The sequence below is a fragment of the Micromonospora sp. WMMD964 genome (genome assembly GCF_029581455.1).
Lineage (GTDB): Bacteria > Actinomycetota > Actinomycetes > Mycobacteriales > Micromonosporaceae > Micromonospora.
The window spans coordinates 1,322,331-1,338,439 of record NZ_CP120860.1; the positions used below are offsets into that span (position 1 = coordinate 1,322,331).

At 72.8% G+C, this 16,109-nt stretch carries 16 protein-coding genes and 1 pseudogene; 3 read left to right on the forward strand and 14 right to left on the reverse strand.

The features are described 5' to 3' along the window. Window positions 1-801, reverse strand: coding sequence for a crotonase/enoyl-CoA hydratase family protein (locus O7616_RS06220; RefSeq protein WP_282305977.1), 801 nt, complete (start codon window positions 799-801; stop codon window positions 1-3). A gap of 210 nt (window positions 802-1,011) precedes the next feature. On the opposite strand from O7616_RS06220, the gene O7616_RS06225 reads away from it, so the two are divergent. Beyond that, complete coding sequence (locus tag O7616_RS06225) at window positions 1,012-1,866, forward strand: DUF2231 domain-containing protein (protein ID WP_278143409.1); 855 nt, start codon at window positions 1,012-1,014, stop codon at window positions 1,864-1,866. Window positions 1,867-2,447: 581 nt separating this feature from the next. Here the strand turns inward: O7616_RS06225 and O7616_RS06230 are convergent. The 12 genes and pseudogenes from O7616_RS06230 to O7616_RS06285 all read right to left on the reverse strand — a co-directional run. Next, window positions 2,448-3,482, reverse strand: a pseudogene (locus O7616_RS06230) (LysM domain-containing protein); the annotation flags it as partial. A gap of 14 nt (window positions 3,483-3,496) precedes the next feature. Then, window positions 3,497-3,946 (reverse strand): pilus assembly protein TadG-related protein, encoded by a 450-nt coding sequence (locus tag O7616_RS06235; RefSeq protein ID WP_282305978.1) that lies wholly within the window; start codon window positions 3,944-3,946, stop codon window positions 3,497-3,499. Continuing rightward, on the reverse strand, window positions 3,943-4,410 hold the full coding sequence (locus O7616_RS06240) for a TadE/TadG family type IV pilus assembly protein (protein WP_282305979.1): 468 nt from the start codon (window positions 4,408-4,410) through the stop codon (window positions 3,943-3,945). Before O7616_RS06240 ends, O7616_RS06235 begins: the two co-directional genes overlap by 4 nt. Continuing rightward, entirely contained in the window at window positions 4,407-4,853 is a 447-nt protein-coding gene (locus O7616_RS06245; RefSeq protein ID WP_282305981.1) for a TadE family protein, read from the reverse strand. The genes O7616_RS06240 and O7616_RS06245 overlap by 4 nt, the downstream gene beginning before the upstream one ends. A 5-nt stretch (window positions 4,854-4,858) precedes the next feature. Next, window positions 4,859-5,062: a hypothetical protein gene (locus tag O7616_RS06250; RefSeq protein ID WP_282263248.1), complete on the reverse strand. Its 204-nt coding sequence runs from the start codon at window positions 5,060-5,062 to the stop codon at window positions 4,859-4,861. A 26-nt stretch (window positions 5,063-5,088) separates the two neighbouring features. Then, entirely contained in the window at window positions 5,089-5,961 is an 873-nt protein-coding gene (locus O7616_RS06255; protein ID WP_282305982.1) for a type II secretion system F family protein, read from the reverse strand. Continuing rightward, window positions 5,958-6,902, reverse strand: coding sequence for a type II secretion system F family protein (locus O7616_RS06260; protein ID WP_282305983.1), 945 nt, complete (start codon window positions 6,900-6,902; stop codon window positions 5,958-5,960). Before O7616_RS06260 ends, O7616_RS06255 begins: the two co-directional genes overlap by 4 nt. Beyond that, a complete protein-coding gene (locus tag O7616_RS06265; RefSeq protein ID WP_282305985.1) occupies window positions 6,863-8,404 on the reverse strand; it encodes an ATPase, T2SS/T4P/T4SS family in 1,542 nt (513 codons plus the stop codon). Before O7616_RS06265 ends, O7616_RS06260 begins: the two co-directional genes overlap by 40 nt. Then, window positions 8,394-9,194 carry a ParA family protein gene (locus tag O7616_RS06270; RefSeq protein ID WP_282305986.1) on the reverse strand — a complete coding sequence of 267 codons (801 nt, stop codon included), beginning with the start codon at window positions 9,192-9,194 and terminating at the stop codon, window positions 8,394-8,396. Before O7616_RS06270 ends, O7616_RS06265 begins: the two co-directional genes overlap by 11 nt. A gap of 2 nt (window positions 9,195-9,196) precedes the next feature. Next, window positions 9,197-9,859 carry an SAF domain-containing protein gene (locus tag O7616_RS06275; RefSeq protein WP_282305987.1) on the reverse strand — a complete coding sequence of 221 codons (663 nt, stop codon included), beginning with the start codon at window positions 9,857-9,859 and terminating at the stop codon, window positions 9,197-9,199. Window positions 9,860-9,899: 40 nt separating this feature from the next. Beyond that, window positions 9,900-10,847: a hypothetical protein gene (locus tag O7616_RS06280; RefSeq protein WP_282305988.1), complete on the reverse strand. Its 948-nt coding sequence runs from the start codon at window positions 10,845-10,847 to the stop codon at window positions 9,900-9,902. Then, the gene (locus O7616_RS06285; protein WP_282305989.1) at window positions 10,841-11,407 is read right to left on the reverse strand and encodes a hypothetical protein; all 567 of its coding nucleotides are present in this window, start codon (window positions 11,405-11,407) and stop codon (window positions 10,841-10,843) included. The genes O7616_RS06280 and O7616_RS06285 overlap by 7 nt, the downstream gene beginning before the upstream one ends. 788 nt (window positions 11,408-12,195) lie before the next feature. On the opposite strand from O7616_RS06285, the gene O7616_RS06290 reads away from it, so the two are divergent. Beyond that, a complete protein-coding gene (locus tag O7616_RS06290) occupies window positions 12,196-12,876 on the forward strand; it encodes an A24 family peptidase (protein ID WP_282307547.1) in 681 nt (226 codons plus the stop codon). A 25-nt stretch (window positions 12,877-12,901) separates the two neighbouring features. On the opposite strand, the gene O7616_RS06295 is transcribed toward O7616_RS06290, so the two are convergent. Next, window positions 12,902-13,522: a phosphatase PAP2 family protein gene (locus O7616_RS06295; RefSeq protein ID WP_282305990.1), complete on the reverse strand. Its 621-nt coding sequence runs from the start codon at window positions 13,520-13,522 to the stop codon at window positions 12,902-12,904. A 170-nt stretch (window positions 13,523-13,692) separates the two neighbouring features. Here O7616_RS06295 and O7616_RS06300 point away from each other — a divergent pair, with 170 nt between their 5' ends. Beyond that, the gene (locus O7616_RS06300) at window positions 13,693-16,092 is read left to right on the forward strand and encodes a glycosyl hydrolase family 65 protein (RefSeq protein WP_282305991.1); all 2,400 of its coding nucleotides are present in this window, start codon (window positions 13,693-13,695) and stop codon (window positions 16,090-16,092) included. Window positions 16,093-16,109: the final 17 nt, after the last annotated feature.

Consider the following 16,109-nt stretch of genomic DNA (forward strand, 5'->3'; position numbering starts at 1 on the left):
TCACCCGGTAGCCGACGCCGTCGGGAGGTCCAACCCTCTCGGCGGCGTCGTGCCGTGCCGGCCCTCGCCCGCCGCGAACCGGGCCGCGCCGGCCAGCGCGTCCGCCGCCAGCGAGTCCATCCCGTACGCCAACTCGGTCGCCAGTGCCTCCGGCTCAGAACGCCCGGCGGCGGTCAGCATCGCCGCCCGGTCGTTGCGCAGGCAGGTCTGCGGGTGCCGGGCGATCGTCGCCGCCAGCTCCTCGGCCGCCGCCCGCGCCTGGCCGGGCGGCACCACCCGATTGACCAACCCCATCGTGTACGCCTCGTCCGCCGCCACCGGGCGGCCGGTGAGGATCAGGTCCATCGCCCGGCTCTCGCCGATCAACCGGGGCAGCCGGACGGTGCCACCGTCGATCAGCGGCACCCCCCAGCGGCGGCAGAACACCCCGAGCGTCGCGTCGGACTCGGCGACCCGCAGGTCGCACCAGAGCGCCAACTCGAGCCCGCCGGCCACCGCGTATCCGGAGATCGCCGCGATCACCGGCTTGCTGAGCGCCATCCGGGTCGGACCCATCGGCCCGTCGCCCTCCGGCTCCACCCGGTTGCCACTCGGCGTACCGATCGCCTTCAGGTCGGCCCCGGCGCAGAACGTGCCACCGGCGCCCCAGAGCACGGCCACCGACGCGTCCGGGTCGGCCTCGAACGCCCGGAAGGCGTCGGCCAACGCCCGGGCGGTCGGCCCATCCACGGCGTTGCGAGCCGCCGCCCGATCCAGCACCACAGTCGTCACCGGCCCGGAACGCTCCACCCGCACACCCATCGGCTCAGCATGCCCGCGCCGCCCGGTGCCCACAATTCCGGTCGATCTTGCGACGGCCCGCGCCCGCGCCCGAGATCCGCGGAGATCTTGGCACCGAGCGGGCCGACGTCCCGCCCTGGACCGTCGCGTCGCGACGACACGCTCACTTTGAGTGGCAGTTTTGTCGCCCGCGACCGGTTTGCGACCCCGTTCGCCGGGAAGTCGGTACGGGTGCGAGCACTTTTGACGAAAGTTGAGCAGGCATCCAGGCTGGACCGGACGGGTGACCGGTTGCAGCGAGTCGTCCTCAGCACGCTGCGTCCGCGCCGGCTGCGGGACCTGCTGCACGGGGTGACCATCGGGCATCCGCTGCACCCGGCGATGGTGCAGGTGCCGGTTGGCGCGTGGATCAGCGCCGCGGTCCTCGACCTGATGCCCGGGCAACGCCGACCCGCCACCATGCTTGTCGGGCTGGGCACCGTCAGCGCGGTGCCGGCGGCAATCGCCGGGCTGAACGACTGGGCGGCGCTCGCCCGGGACCAGCGCCGGGTCGGCCTGGTGCACGCCGCCGCCAACACCGTCGGCCTGACGCTCTACGCCGGCTCGTTGGCCGCGCGGATGTCCGGTCGGCACGGCGTCGGTCGCGCCCTCGGCTTCCTCGGCCTCTCCACGGTCAGCCTCGGGGCGTACATCGGGGGTCACCTCGCGTACAAGCAGGGGGCACAGGTCAACCAGAGCATCTCCGAGTTGCGCCGGATGACCGATGGCTGGCACTCGCTCGTCGACATGGCGACGCTGCCGCAGCGCACCCTGATCACCCGGGAGGTGGACGACGACATCTCGGTGATCCTCTACCGCCACGGTGACGAGGTGACGGTGATGTTGGAGCGCTGCCCGCACCAGAGCGGACCACTCGGCGAGGGCGAGGTGCAGGAGATCGATGGTCACGCCTGCGTGGTCTGCCCGTGGCACGGCAGCGCGTTCCGGCTCAACGGTGGTGAGGTCGTGCAGGGGCCGTCCGGCAACGACCAGCAGATCCTGCCCACCCGGATCCAGAACGGCGTGCTCCAGACCCGCCTGCCCTGACGGCCGTCGCCGAGGTCTGCCGATCGGGCCGGGTCCGGATCGTCCTCGGCCGGTCCGGATCAGCCGCGTCGGTGGCGGCCGACCGGTGGCCCGTCCGGCACGGAATCCAGACCGTGCCCGCCGTTGAGCAGGCCACCCTCGTCGCCGTCACCAGCCCAACCGTCGTCATCGCCCCACCCCGGCGTTCCGGCGGGATCGACCCCGCCGCCCTGAGGTGCCGTGCCGCCGTAAGGTGCGGTGCCGCCGGATAGAGCCATCCCGCCGCCGGGGAACGCCGTGCTACCGGGGGGAGCCATCCCGCCGCCGGCAGGTGGTCTGCCGCTGCTGCGGGGCGTGGTGTGACTGTCGCCCGCCGCCGCTCGGCCGGTCGGTGGCGTCGGAGCCTCGATGGCTGCCGCCGCCCGGCCGGCGGCCCAGGCCGCACCACTTCCGGCCGCCGCGCCGGTGGTCCGCCGGGCGGCGCTCGTGGTTCGGCTCGGACTGCCGCTGCCGCTGCCGCTGCCGCTGCCGCTGCCGCTGCTCCGCGCCGTGCTGCCCCGGGGTTTGCGGGAAGACGCGGCCAGTCGGGGAGCCGCCCCGGCGGTGGCCGGGCGTCGACGCAGACCCAGGACCGCGCCGATCTGGGCGCCGACGATGCTCGCCACGGCCAGTACGGCGGAGACCGCCAGCGGTCGGTTCACCCGGTCGTCCGCACCGGCCCGGGCCGCTCCGACAGTCATCGCGGGTGGTTGCGCCGCTGACCGCGTACCGCTGGATGGTGCCGGGTCCACCCGCTGCGGTGCGGTCCGTTCGGGCGCCGGCCGGGGTGCGGGCGGTTTCGGCGCGGCGGCCGGGCCGACCAGTCGGCCGCTCGCGTGCTGGCGGGCCCCCTGGTCGGCGGCCTCCGACGGCAGCCGGAGTAGCTGGCCGGGGCGGATCCGATCCGGGTCGTCGAGCTTGTTCAGCTTGGCGAGCTGTCGGTAGTCACCGAACTCGTCCAGGTAACGCTCGGCCACCTCACCGAGGTAGTCGCCCCGAGCCACCCGGTACACCGGCGCGGCCTCACCGTTCGCCGCCGGTCCGCCGGGTGCGGCCACCTCGGTCCCGGCCAGCCCGAGTGGTCCACCACGGGCCAGCGGGGCTGCCGTGTCGGGTGTCGCGCCCGCGCGGGTCGGCGCGGCCACCGTGGCGGCCGTCGACGTGACAGTGCCCGAGTACGCCGGGGGGCCGTAGATCGCGGCCGCGCTGGCGGCGGCCGGGCTGGCGACGAGGATCAGCGCCACCGAGCCGACCAGCGCCGCGGCGGCCTTCTGCTGGCGGCCCATCCCGGGCAACCTCGGGGCCGGCCGGCGCAGGGTCTGCGCGCCCAGCTCGACGAGGACGGAGAAGGCGAAGGTGGCCCAGCCGAACCAACCGGCGACGGCGAGTGCGCGCAGGAAGAGTTGACCGTCGTCCCGGCTGGTCAGGGCGGTGCCCACCTCGCCGATCGTGGGAAGGTGGTCGGGCAGGGGGTTGCCGGCGAAGGCCAGCAGTGCGATCGGCGCACCGATCAGCAGCACCAAGAGCACGGCCAGCGCGCCGATGCCGGTGAGGATCCGTCCGGTCCGCCGTACGACGGACCCACCCGATGCGGGCATGGCTGCCTTCCTTCCTACGGTGTTGCGGTGATGGCACTCGCGGTTGCCTCGCCGGTGACGGTGACGGTGTCGGCACTGACGAAGGGGCCGAGCATCGAGCGGTGGTAGGTGATGCTGACTGTCACCCGGATCCGGGTTTCCCCGTCGACCACGGGGAAGTTCACCGTGTGACCGGCGGTGTCGACGGCGGCCAGGTAGTTGGCGACCGCGACGACCGCCTCGTCCTCGTCGATCCGCTTCGGTCCGCCCTCGATGGCGGTCGCCCGGTCGATGGCCTGACCGCCGGCCCGGGCCGCCTCGGCGGCCAGGTTCTGGGCGCGTTGCAGGGTGCGTAACTGCCCGGCGCCGTCGAAGGAGAGGCCGATGACGGCCAGCACTCCGATCATCGTCACCGCGAGGAAGATGCTCACCCGGCCGTGCTCACCCGAGGGTGGGCGCTCGGGTGACGGCGCGGTGGCGGTCACTGCCGGCTCCGGTAGCGGTCCAGGGGCGAGGTGAAGTTCGCGGTGATCTGCTTCCCGCCGGGCATCCCGGGCAGGATCCCGAGCGAGATGTCGTCGAACGAGACCAGGCAGACGATCTCGACCGTCACCGTGGCGTCCTGGCCGACCGTGCTGGCGAAGGCACCGTCGAAGCTGGTCGCCTTACCGGCCACCGAACCGGTGAACGTGGGGTCCAGATCGTTCGCGCAGGCCAGGCCGTGCCAGTCGAGTTGCTTCTGGGCGGCCTCCCGCGCCGCCGTCTTCGCGGCCGTCGAGTTCCGCGAGATGGAGGCGGCGCGGGCGGCGTCGTGAACCGCGGCCTCGACCGCCTCGGCGGCGAGCGCGGTACGCCCGACCACGCCGGCCAGCACCATCAGCGCGATGAACGCGGGCGCGAGCACCGCCACCTCGATGGAGACCGAGCCCCGCTCGGCGGTGCGGTTCACGGCGGGGTCACCCTCTCCACCGTCCCGTGGGCGGTCTGTTGAATCGCGAAGTCCACGCCCGGCACCACCGACAGGGACCGGCCGCTGACGGTGCAGGTCACCTCGACGTCGTTGATGATCACGCAGCTCGGGCCGGATGCCTTCCAGCCCACCAACCAGCCGCCGGCGGACTCCAGGAACTTCGTGGCGCTGTCCTCCCCGGCGCCGTTCGCCGCCTGGTAGGACCGCTGGGCGTTGACACCGCCCTGCGCGGCGTTCAACGCGGTCGAGCGGGCCAGGAAGACGGCCGCGATCTGGATCGAGGCGAAGAGCAGCACCAGGATCAGCGGCATCATCACGGCCAGCTCCACCGGGTTGGCGCCCCGATCCCGGTCGCCGGCCGCGAGGTGGCGCCGGACGGCCTCGACCGCCCGGCGCCACAGTGGGAACGCGGCTCGACGCATCCCGGCTACTCCGGCTCCGTGTAGTCCGGGATGTTGTCCATCCAGTTCTCGGCCTTGGTCAGGGCCAGCGCGGTGACGGCCATGGCGACCACGACCAGGCCGGCGATGATCACCGCGGTGGGCACCGGGCTGTCGCCGCGCTCGCCGTCGCGGCGCAGCTCGGCCAGGCGCGTCGTCAACACGACGTGCAGATAGCTGAAGATGGGCATGACGTGCTCCTTTGTGCGGACGGGGGTCAGAGACGGGCGATGAACGGATAGAGGACGAAGCCGAGCAGCACGAAGACGAGCAGCGCGCCCGGGATGTCGAGCTTGCTGGTGACCGCCTCGGCGCGAGCGAGGTTGTCGGTGCGGATCTGGTCGCGCAGCGAGTCGGCCCGGCTGCGTAGGGTCTCGTGCACCTGGGCGCCCTCACTGCCGGACGAGCGCATGATCGCGCCCACGTCGCCCAGCTCCGGGATGCCGATCTTGTCGGCGAGGTCGCGCAGTTCGTCCCAGGGCGCGTGCATCTGCATCTGGGCGATCCGCAACGACTCCTGGAGCCGGTCGAACACCCAGCCGTCGCAGACCGCCGCGGCCCGTTCCAGCGACTGCACCGGGCCGTGCGCCGCGGAGAGCTGCAACGCCACCAGGTCCAGGTAGGTGCAGACGGCCTGGCGGAACTCGTCGCGGGCGGCGTCGGCCTTGGTCAGTACCGCGCGGTGGGCGAGCAGCGCGCCGATCAGCGCCAGGCCGAGGCTGCCGAGCACGGGTACGACGAGCGGGACCGGAACGCCGAGCACCAACAGCGCCGCCCCGAGCAGAGTCGGCGTGGCCAGCCCGATCAGTGCGGAGAGCAGGACCGACAGCGCGTACTGCTCGGCGGTCTGGCCGATCAGGGCGAGTTGCCGGTGGGGCGGCCGCAGCCAGCGGGTGAACCCGCTCAACCAGTCCAACCGGCGGGAGGCGGACTCGGCGACCTGGCCGGTGCCCGCCGGTTGGTGCAGCCGGCGCAGCGCCGGACCGAGCGCCGGAGTCGCCGGTACGAGTTCCCGGATCACCAGGAACACACCCAACCCGATGCCGGCGCCGCCACACACCGCCATGACCAACTGCCAGTTGACGATCATGCGATCACTTCGCTCGGGTCGGGCGCCGGGAGGAACCGGGCCGGCCGCTGTGGCTGGCTCATCGACCGCACCCAGGCCAGCAGGCCGATGAAGGCGACACCGAGGACGGCCATCACCACCTGACCGAGCGGTGTGCCGTACGGCCTGATGTACTCGGTGTTGATCAGCCCGTACGCGAGGGTCGCCAGGGTCATTCCGGTGAGGAAGCGGACCGCGAACCGGGGCTGGGTGCGCTTGGCCTCGATCTCCCGACGGGTGGCCACCTCCGCCGATGCCGCGCCGGCGATCGAGCCGAGCACGTCGCCGAGCCGTTCACCCCGGTCGGAGAGGTGCAGGATCAACGCCGCGACCACCTGGTCGCAGACCGGGTCGGCGATGTCGTCGGCGAACGCCAACAGCGCGGAGCGGGCCATCCAGCCGGCCTGTAGGCGGGCGGCGAGCAGCCGTACCTCGTCCTCGATGCCGGGCGGCACACTGCCGATCGTGCCGATGATCGACTGTTGGAGGCCCTGACCGGTGCTGGAGACGTCCTTGAGTCGGCGGGTCCACTCGCCGACCGCCTCGATCCGGGCGATCGCCCGTTGTTCGGCCTTGCCCACACCGAACAGCCACGGGGTGCCGGGCACCGCGACCGCGACGAGGAGCCCCACCACCGGCAACCCGGTCAGCAGGAACGCCAGCGCGCCCGCCGCCAGCGCGGCGACCAGCAACGCCTGGTAGGACCGTTGTTCGGCCGCCGTGTTGCCGGGTCCGCGCCACAGCCGACCGAGGCCGGACCCGCCCCCCGGGCGCGGCCCTGGGGGCCGACGGGTGCCCACCAACGCCACCACGGCCAGCAGCAGCCCGGCCACACAGGCGGCTCCGGAGACCACCGCGATCAGTTCCAGGCTGCCCATCGGTGTCACCGCCGGGCCAGTCGGGTCTGCCGGGGTCGCCGCCACGCGCCCGCACCGGCCTCGATCCACCTGGTGAGCAGCCGCACGTCGTACCCCACCCGCAGCAACTGTTCACGGACCCGCTCCGGCAGGTGCCGGGGGACCGCACGACCGTCCGGGCCGGGCCCGAAGACACTGGTGGTGGTGATCCGACCGGCCTCGCCGGCCCCGATCACCTCCTCCACATGGGACACGAACCGGTGTTTGCGCCCGCCGATCGCGGTCTCGTCCTCGACGGTGACGTAGACGATCAGGTCCAGGGCGTTGCCGGCCATCCGGCGGGCCTGGTCGACTGTCATCTCCCGACCGTGGGCCAGTGCCAGCTCGACGATCCGTTCGCCCACACCGGCAGCGGTGCGGGCGTGGATGGTGCACATCGAGCCCCGGCTCGTGGTCATCGCCTGGAGCATCGGCACGATCTCCCGGGACCGCACCTCGCCCACGATGATCCGCAGCACCCCCATCCGCAGGGAGAGCGGGATCAGGTCGGCGATGGTCACCTCGCCGGCCGGGCGGCCGTCGAAGCCGCGTTCGCCGTGCCCTTCCCGGGCTTCGAAGCTCATCACCGCCCGGTGTCGCTCTCGCCGTCGGGCGGGTAGCAGCTCGCGGCTCTCCTCCAGCAGCACGTACGGCTCGTCCGGCGGGATCTCGTTCATCAGCGCGCGGATGATCGTGGTCTTACCGGCGCCGGCCAGCCCGGCGACCATGATGTTCAGACCGGCGCGCATCGCCGCGCGGAGGAAGTCGCGCAACAGCGGGTCGATCATCTCGTCCAGGTCGCCCCGGGCGCCCGCCACGTCGTCCAGGCTGACGTCCAGGGTGTTGTGCTTGCGGATCACCGCGTACGGGCGGTGGCTGACCAGGAACACCGCGGCCAACCGGCTGCCGTCGGGCAGTTGCAGGTCGAGGGTGGGCTTCACGGTGGACAGGGACCGCTCGGTCGCACCCGCCCGACGGGCCGCTGCCTGGAGGATCTCCACCAGCTCGGCGTCGCTGTCGGCGATCGGCTCGGCCCACTCGACCCCGCCGCCGTGCCTGGTGATGCGGACCTGGTCGCAACCGAGGATGTGCACCTCCTCGATGGTGTCGTCGACCAGCAGCGTCTGCAGCCGGCCGAGCCCGACGAGTTCGGCTGTCACCTGGTCCAGGAGCAGTCGTTCCTCACCGGCGGCCATCGGTGTGCCGGCCCGGCGGACGGAGTCCGCGTACGCGGCGACGACGGCGACGGCGAGTCGGGCCCGCTCGGTGTCCTCCTCGTCGGCGCTGAACTCCCGGCCGCGCTGCCACAGGGTGAGCCGCTCGGTGAGTTCCCGACGCAGCTCGCGGACCACCTGGAAGTCGATCCGGGGCCGAGGGGTCGGCTCCGGTGTCGCGGTGGCCGTGGGTAGCGGCTGCGGCATGGGCCCGTGCTGCTGGTGCCGGCCGTTCGGGGAGGCGATCGGCGGTGCGGTGGAGGTGACGCCCGGTGGCTGTTGCCGCGGGTCGGCGGAGACCGGCTCAAACCGCATCCGGCACCCCCTGCTGCACGGGCCACGCCAACCGGGCCCGCCGCCGTTCCAGCAGCGCGCCGATCGGCACCTCCAGCGCGCCCGCCGCGCGCATCAGCGGCCGTCCGGCCCGCACGGTTCCGCCCAGGGCCAACACCCCGGCGGTACGTGGATCGTGCGGCAGCCGTGCGATCACCGGCAGTTTCAGGGCGCGGCTGATCTCGGCGCGCCCGTGCCCGGCACCGACCAGCAGCAGCCGCAGGGTGCCCGGTGGTACCCGGTGCTCGGCGAAGTCCCGTTCGATCGCGGTGACCACCGCACGGGTGCCGGAGAGGTCGGGCAGGTTCGCCCGGGTCACCAGCAGCACCACCGCGGCGGCTCGCAGCACCGGCCACGGCGGCCCGGTGACGTGCAGCCGGCCACAGTCGACCAGGACGTCGTACCCGGGAGTGCCACGGTCCAGGGCGTCGAAGTAGTCGGCGAAGCGTTGCCAGAGCGGAGTGACACTGCCGCCCTGGGCGGGGTCGACGAGCCCGGGGAGCAGCAGCCGTTCCCGACGGGGTGCGTCCAGGTCGACGAGCTGTGACCAGAACGCCGTCTCCAGGTTGCCGTCGCGCAGCTCCCCGACGGCCAACTCGCCGAGGCCGCGCGGGCCGTCCAGTTGCCCGCCGAGGTAGCCGGCGAGGATCGAGCCGCCGGCCGGGTCGCACTCGGCGAGGACCAGCCGTCGGTGCCAGGTCAGCGCGCAGGCGAGCGCCGAGGTGGTGACGCCGGGTGAGCCCTTCGCGGACACCAGCGCGATGATCGCCATGCTCAGGCCGTCTCGGTCAGCACGACGGCGAGCCGGTCCTGTGCGGCGAGCGCCACCACCGCCGGCACGTCGCGGGTGACCAACGCCAGGTACAGGACCTTGTCGTCGTTGGCCGGACTGACCATGTCGATCACGGTGGCCGAGAACCTCGTGCCCGCGGCGGTGGCCGTGTCCCCGGTGCTGCTGCGGTCCGGGGTGCTGACCAGCAGAACCTTGTCGCCGGGGTGCAACTTGCGGGCCGGCACCTGGGCGGTCTTCAGGCCGAGCGCGATCTGCTGTTGACCGGGGCCGAGCAACGGGTCGTCGGTGACCTGCCCCAGCGTGAGCAGGGTGCCCGGGAGCAGCGCCACCGCGGCGCGTTTGCCGACCACCTCGTCGAGCCGTCCGGCCGGCACCGGGCGCAGCCCCTGACCGCCGGCGACCTGCACACTGACCAGGTCGGCGGCGGTGATCTCGCGTCCCACCTCCACCGGTCGGGCGACCGCCAGGTAGCTGCCGGTGGCCCGGACCGAGGTGACCGCGAAGGCCGCGCCGAGCCCACCCAGGGCGATCAGGAGTACGGCGAGACCGAGCAGGCCGGGGCGGACCCGCCGCTGCCGGACCACGGTCGGCGGGGTGACCGGCGCGTCGACCGGTGGGGTGCCGTTGCGCGTCGCGAGGCTCACTGGGTCATCTCCGTTCGCGGGGATCGCACAATCGGTTCACTCACCGGGTCACCACCTGGAGTTCGTTGATCAGGATCTGCACGTTGCCGCTGCGGCGGGTCACCAGGATCTCCCCGCTCTGACCGCCGCCGTTCCAGGTCACCGTCCAGTGCGTGGTGGCGCTGATCGTGTACTCGCCGGCCTTCGGGTAGCCGTCGGGGTCGCCGCAGTCCGGGGACGGGCGGCCGGCGAGGTCGCTCTTCGAGTCGTACGGGGTTCCGGCCGATTCGCAGGTGATCTGCTCGCCGTTGCCCATGTCCCAGACGATCCGGCTGACCACCGCGGTGATCTCGACGGTCACGTCCCGGTCGGTGGCGCTGGCGGTCAGCGGGCCGAAGTAGTCCTCGCCCGGGTTCGCCCACAGCCACACCGGCAGGCCGACCAGGCCGGGGCCGATGCCCTTGCGGGGTGCGACCTTCAGCGGCGCCGGCAGCAGCTTGATCGAGGCCAGGGCGCGACGGGCCAACTCCTCCGGGTTGGGTGGCGCACCGAAGCCGGCCGGTGGCTCGTCCAGCAACACCTCGGTCTGGTTGCCCACGTCCGCGCCGCCGTTGCAGGTCTGCACGTACCACTGCTGGCCGTCGGGTGCCTCGGGCTGCGGCACTGACAACTTGTAGTAGCAGCCGTCACCGCTGTTGAACCACCCCTTGAACTCGTCGTAGCAGGGGATGGTCCGCCCGTCCCACCGGCAGACGCCGCCACCGCCGCCACCGCCGTCGTCTCCGCCACCGTCGTCTCCGCCGCCGCCCGGGTCACCCGGGTTTCCGGGTTCGTCGTCCCAGACGTTGCAGTCCGGCTGGTCCGGCGGGCAGTTGGCCCCCGGGTCGGCGCGTCCGGCGGCGACGGCCGGGACGCTCGTGCCGACCACCAGCAGGAGGGCGAGGCCGACCCCGGCCAGAACCCGCCAGGGTGCACCGGCACGCCGCGACCGGTCGCTCCCCGTCAGCACGGCTGGTCCCGGTGTGTGGTGCCGGAGTTGATCAGCCAGCGCCCGTCGGGAAACCGGGTCGCGGTGGCGGTGGAGAAGTGCTTACCGCCCCCGCTGCCAGGAACCACTCGTTTGTCCTTGGCGTAGACCAGCCGGTAGCCGGTCGTGTCCAGGCAGTCCTGGATCTCCACGGTGGCCGGCTTCGCGTCCAGGCTGACCGCGATCACGGTCGGGTCCGACTTCACCGTCCCGGTACGCACAGCGCCGTGCTCCTTAGCGTCGCGAATGGACAATTGGACGCGGGTGAGAAGTGGATCAGCGAGATACCGGGTGAGTTCCGGCGCGCGTGGATCGCTGCGCCCGCTCGCCGTGCGCGAGGCCGCGAGATAACCGGAGTACGCGTCGAGTGCCGCCTTTTCGGCGGCTCGCCGTTCGATCTCGGGATCGGTCTGTCGTCCGTCCTCACGGGCTGCCGTCGGTCGTCCGACCGACTCCTGTCCGCTGGCACAGGCGGCGAGTGACGTCGCCGCCACGACCGCCAGCAGGCAGATTGCCGCTCGTCTGAGCTGCCGTCCGCGCACCGTCGAGCCTCCTCGTGGTAGCCCGCAGCGGTGGTGGTTCACCGCCGCCGGGCATGCGGAAGCGCGCCCGGATCAGCACATCCGGAGCCCTTCATTGCGCTTCTGCATTCACCGTTACGGATCTTCTACAAATGCAAGGTCCTATGTCTTCCGGTTGTCTAGGTGAGGCTTGCGTCACACCCAAGGGGCGAGCATAGGCTGACGCGCACCGATGCAACAGAGGCAATTCAAGTGAACACTCTGCGTGATGACAGGTGGTGGTGACGGGTGTCCGCGCTGCGCCCCGAGCAATTACCGGGCGAGGGCTCGTGGGGGCCCGCTCGACGTCGGAGGTGGTGGGGGCGCCGATGCTTCGTCGCCGTCCCCAGGAGTGGGACAACGCGGCCCCATCCCGGCATCCCGCCGGTGTTGCCGGGTGGTCGAGGGCAGTGCCTCGGTCGACGAGAGGTCCGGCCCAGTTCAGGTCAGAGGTGTCTCCGGGGGCGGGGCGGCACTGTCGCTTTCTGCGCCATCCGCCACACCATGGCGATCGTTCGGTCACGATCCGTGTTCACGTTCATGAGGCGACGCCCTGTCGTATCGGAGGCATCATGGCGCTGACCGGCCCTTCGGCAGCCGTCCCGGGTCCGGAGAACCCACTCGATCGGAGCCCGGCAACCCCACCGATCGGCGGCGTGACGCAACCCGCTCGCCCGGCAGCGGGCGGCGACCGCACGACGGAACACGGGCCGGCGGTGGCGCGCACCCGGCTGTCGACGGTGCTCGCGATCCTCGCGATCGGCCCACTGATGCGGCTGGCCGCGCTGCGCTACGCCGTACCCCCTGGCATGCCCAGCCGGACCGGCTGCGATGCCTGCGGCGCGCCGGTCGACCTGACCCGGCCGTGGCCGGCGCTCGGGCCGACCGCCCGGTGCGGTCGCTGCCGGGCCCGGGTCGGCCCGCCCCCCGGCGCGGTCGAGGCGGCGGTGCTCGCCGCCGTGGTGCTGCTCCTCGCTCTGGTCGGCTCGTCCGGTGGGGCGCTGCCGGCGCTGGCCTGGTGGCTTGGCTGGACGATCCCGGCCGTCCTCGTCGACCTGGCCGTGCACCGCCTACCCGACCGGCTCACCCTTCCGGCGGCGGCGGGGACCTGGCTGCTGCTCGGCGTCGCCGCGCTCGACGCCGACCCGGGGCACTGGCTGCGTGCGGTCGTCGCCGGTGCCGGCCTGGCGCTCTTCTTCGCCAGCACCACGGTGCTGCTCGGGCGTCGTGGCTTCGGGCTGGGCGACGCCAAGCTGGCCCTCGGTGTGGGAGCCCTGCTCGGCTGGTACGGCTGGCCGGTGCTGGCCCTCGGGCTGCTGCTCGCCTTCGGGCTGTCCGCGCTGCTGAGCCTGGGCCTGCTGGCCGCCCGTCGGGCGCACTGGAACACGCACCTGCCCTTCGGCCCGTTCCTCCTGCTCGGCACGACGGGCGCACTCCTGCTGTCACTCTGACCGCCTGGCGAGGGCGCGTGGTGGGTCAGGGATGCGGGCGGCCGGCCAGCTTGGGGATCGGGGTGCGGGCGCGGCGGCGCAGCAACTCGGCGGTGGGTCGGGCCAGCAGTGGGGTCGCCACCACGGCGACCAGAGCGCCGAACAGCACGCCCGCGATGACGTCGTGCGGGTAGTGCACCCCCACGAAGACCCGGGAGAACGCGCCGAGCGCGGCCAGTGGCAGCGCGATCAGGCCGAGTCGGCGGGACAGCAGCAGCGTGGTGACCGCCAGGGCACCGGCGATCGTGGCGTGGTTGCTGGGGAAGGACCAGTCGCCAGGGGGCGGGCAGGTGCCCGCGATGATCGCCTGGCCGACCGTCCGGCACGGGCGATCCTCGTCCACCACGGTCTTGAACCATTCGCTGCCCACGTACGCCAGGAGGGCCGGCAGCGGCGAGATCAGCGCGAGTGCCCGGTCGCGCGGGCCGCCCGAGCGGCGGCCCAGCGCGGCGATCACCAGCAGCGCGCCGAGCAGCAGGATCACCCCCTCGGTCGCGTGCCCGACGAACCACTGCACCGGCTCGGGGCTGGCGGCGGCGGCGTCGACGACGTCGCGATACCACTCGGCGCTGATCTCCGGAACGTCAATGCTGCCGTTGTCGGCCATGCCTCACCTCACCTCATGTTCATACCCCGTTCATCTTGGAGACACCCTAGGAACGCGGCAGAGGGCATCGCCGCTGTCGAAGGTCAGGCTGCCGTCCCGACCTTCGTCCAGGTTTCGCACAGCCGGCTCTGCTTGGCTGGTCAGGGACGTCGGCATCCACGGGAGGCTTCGTGCACACCAGTTCGGCCACCGACCAACCACCGCCCGCCGCCGGGACGGGGGACGACGAGACGTGGAGGATCCGGCGTGCGGCGGCGGACCTGGACCGGCTCGGTGAGACCGAGTCGATCTTCGCTCTGGGTAACGGGTGGGTCGGGTGGCGCGGTGTCCTCGACGAGGGCGCGCCGTGCGGGATGCCGGGCAGCTACGTCAACGGCCTGCACGAGCGGCGCGAGCTGAGCTACCCCGAGGAGGGGTACGCGTTTCCACAGGAAAGTGACACCGTCATCAGCGCACCGAACGCCGCGCTGATCCGGCTCTGGGTCGACGACGAGCCGCTGGACATCCGGACCGGGACGCTGCGCAGCCACGAACGGGTGCTCGACCTGCGCACCGGTGTGCTGCGCCGGGACACCGAGTGGATCTCCCCTTCCGGCCGGGGAGTGCGGATCCGTAGCACCAGGCTGGTGTCCCTGCCGCGCCGACCGGTGGCCGCCGTGCGATACGAGGTCGAGGCGCTGGGCGCCCCCGTCGAGCTGCGGGTCTGCTCGGACCTGCTGGCCAACGAGAAGGTGCCGGAACGCTCCGACGACCCCCGCGCGGCCTCGGTGCCCACCGACCCGCTGACCGCCGAGTCGTACGAGGCCGGCGGCCTCGACGGGGTGCTGGTGCACCGTACCGAGCGCAGCGACCAGCGCGTGGCCGTCGCGGTCAGCCACCTGGTGGACGGGCCGGACACGGTCACCACCACCGGGGACGGCACCCCGGACCGGGTCCGGCTGACGGTGGCGGGTCGCCTGCATCCGGGGGAGCGGCTGCGGCTGACGAAGTTCGCCGCGTACGAGTGGTCGGCTGTCGACGACGTACCCCCCGAAGAGCTGGCGGCCCTCGTCTCCGCCGAGGCGGACGCGGCCCGCGCGGACGGGTTCGACGCTCTCCTCGCCGACCAGCGGGCCGCCCTGGACGCGGCCTGGCAGGTCGCCGACGTGGAGCTCGACGGCGATCCGGAGCTTCAGCAGGCGGTCCGGTTCGCGATGTTCCACCTGATCCAGGCCGGGCGGCCGGACTCGGACCGGACGATCTCGGCCAAGGGGTTGACCGGCAACGGCTACGACGGGCACGTCCTCTGGGACACCGAGACCTACGTCCTGCCGGTGCTCACCTACCTGGCCCCGGCGGTGGTCCGCTCGGCGCTGAACTGGCGGCACGCCCACCTGCCGGAGGCCCGGGAGCGAGCCCGCGAGCTGCGGCTGACCGGTGCGACCTTCCCGTGGCGCACCATCGGCGGTCGGGAGTGTTCCGGCTACTGGCCGGCCGGCACGGCCGCGCTGCACGTCAACGCCGACATCGCCGACGCGGTGCTGCGCTACCTGGCGGCCACCGACGACCGGCGGTTCCTCGCCGACGCGGGGTTGGAGTTGCTGGTGGAGACGGCCCGGCTCTGGCACGGCTTCGGCCACTGGTCGGACAGGGGCGACTTCCACCTGCACGGGGTGACCGGCCCGGACGAGTACGCCGCGCTCGTCGACGACAACGTGTTCACCAACCTCATGGCGAAGCGCAACCTGCGGGGCGCGGCGGACGCCGCCGAGAGCCACCCCGACCTGGCCGGACGGCTCGGCGTGGACCGCGACGAGGTGGTCGGGTGGCGGGCCGCCGCCGACGCGATGGCCATCCCGTACGACGACGAGCGCGGGGTGCACCAGCAGGCCGCCGGGTTCACCGAGCAACCCGAGTGGGACTTCGCGAACACCGGCGAGGACGACTACCCGCTGCTGCTGCACTTCCCGTACCTGGAGCTGTACCGCAAGCAGGTGGTGAAGCAGGCCGACCTCGTCCTCGCCATGCAGGTCTGCCCTGGTGAGTTCACCGCCGCCGAGAAGGCCCGCAACCTGACCTACTACGAGGCCCGGACGGTCCGCGACTCGTCGCTGTCGGCCGCGCCGCAGGCCGTCCTGGCCGCCGAGGTCGGGCACCTGGATCTGGCGTACGACCTGTTCGCCGAGTCGGTCCTGCAGGACCTGGCGGACCTGGGTGACAAGACCGCCGACGGGCTGCACCTGGCCTCGCTGGCCGGCGCGTGGCTGGCGCTCGTACAGGGCTTCGGCGGGCTGCGCGACGACCGCGGGGTGCTCTCCTTCGACCCCCGGCTGCCGCGTCGGATCGACCGGTTGGCGTTCAGCCTGCGCTGGCGCGGCCACCGGCTGCGGGTCACGCTGACGCCGGACGAGGCCCGCTACGAACTGCCCGACGCCGCCTCCGACACCGAGGTCGAGGTGTGGCACCACGGCGAGTCGGTACGGATCACCGGCGCCGAGCCGGTCACCCGGCCGATGCCGCCGGTGCCCGACCCCGGGCCGGAGCCGCAGTCCCCGCCCGGCCGCCGCCCCACCCGTCGCTCGGCCGACTGACCCACCCGGCTCAGGCC

Excerpts from the sequence above, each read along its gene's own strand:
- O7616_RS06220 (WP_282305977.1), bottom strand. The coding sequence starts at position 801 with ATGGGTGTGCGGGTGGAGCGTTCCGGGCCGGTGACGACTGTGGTGCTG.
- O7616_RS06245 (WP_282305981.1), bottom strand. The coding sequence starts at position 4,853 with ATGCGTCGAGCCGCGTTCCCACTGTGGCGCCGGGCGGTCGAGGCCGTC.
- O7616_RS06250 (WP_282263248.1), bottom strand. The coding sequence starts at position 5,062 with ATGCCCATCTTCAGCTATCTGCACGTCGTGTTGACGACGCGCCTGGCC.
- O7616_RS06255 (WP_282305982.1), bottom strand. The coding sequence starts at position 5,961 with ATGATCGTCAACTGGCAGTTGGTCATGGCGGTGTGTGGCGGCGCCGGC.
- O7616_RS06265 (WP_282305985.1), bottom strand. The coding sequence starts at position 8,404 with ATGCGGTTTGAGCCGGTCTCCGCCGACCCGCGGCAACAGCCACCGGGC.
- O7616_RS06270 (WP_282305986.1), bottom strand. The coding sequence starts at position 9,194 with ATGGCGATCATCGCGCTGGTGTCCGCGAAGGGCTCACCCGGCGTCACC.
- O7616_RS06290 (WP_282307547.1), top strand. The coding sequence starts at position 12,196 with ATGCGGCTGGCCGCGCTGCGCTACGCCGTACCCCCTGGCATGCCCAGC.
- O7616_RS06295 (WP_282305990.1), bottom strand. The coding sequence starts at position 13,522 with ATGGCCGACAACGGCAGCATTGACGTTCCGGAGATCAGCGCCGAGTGG.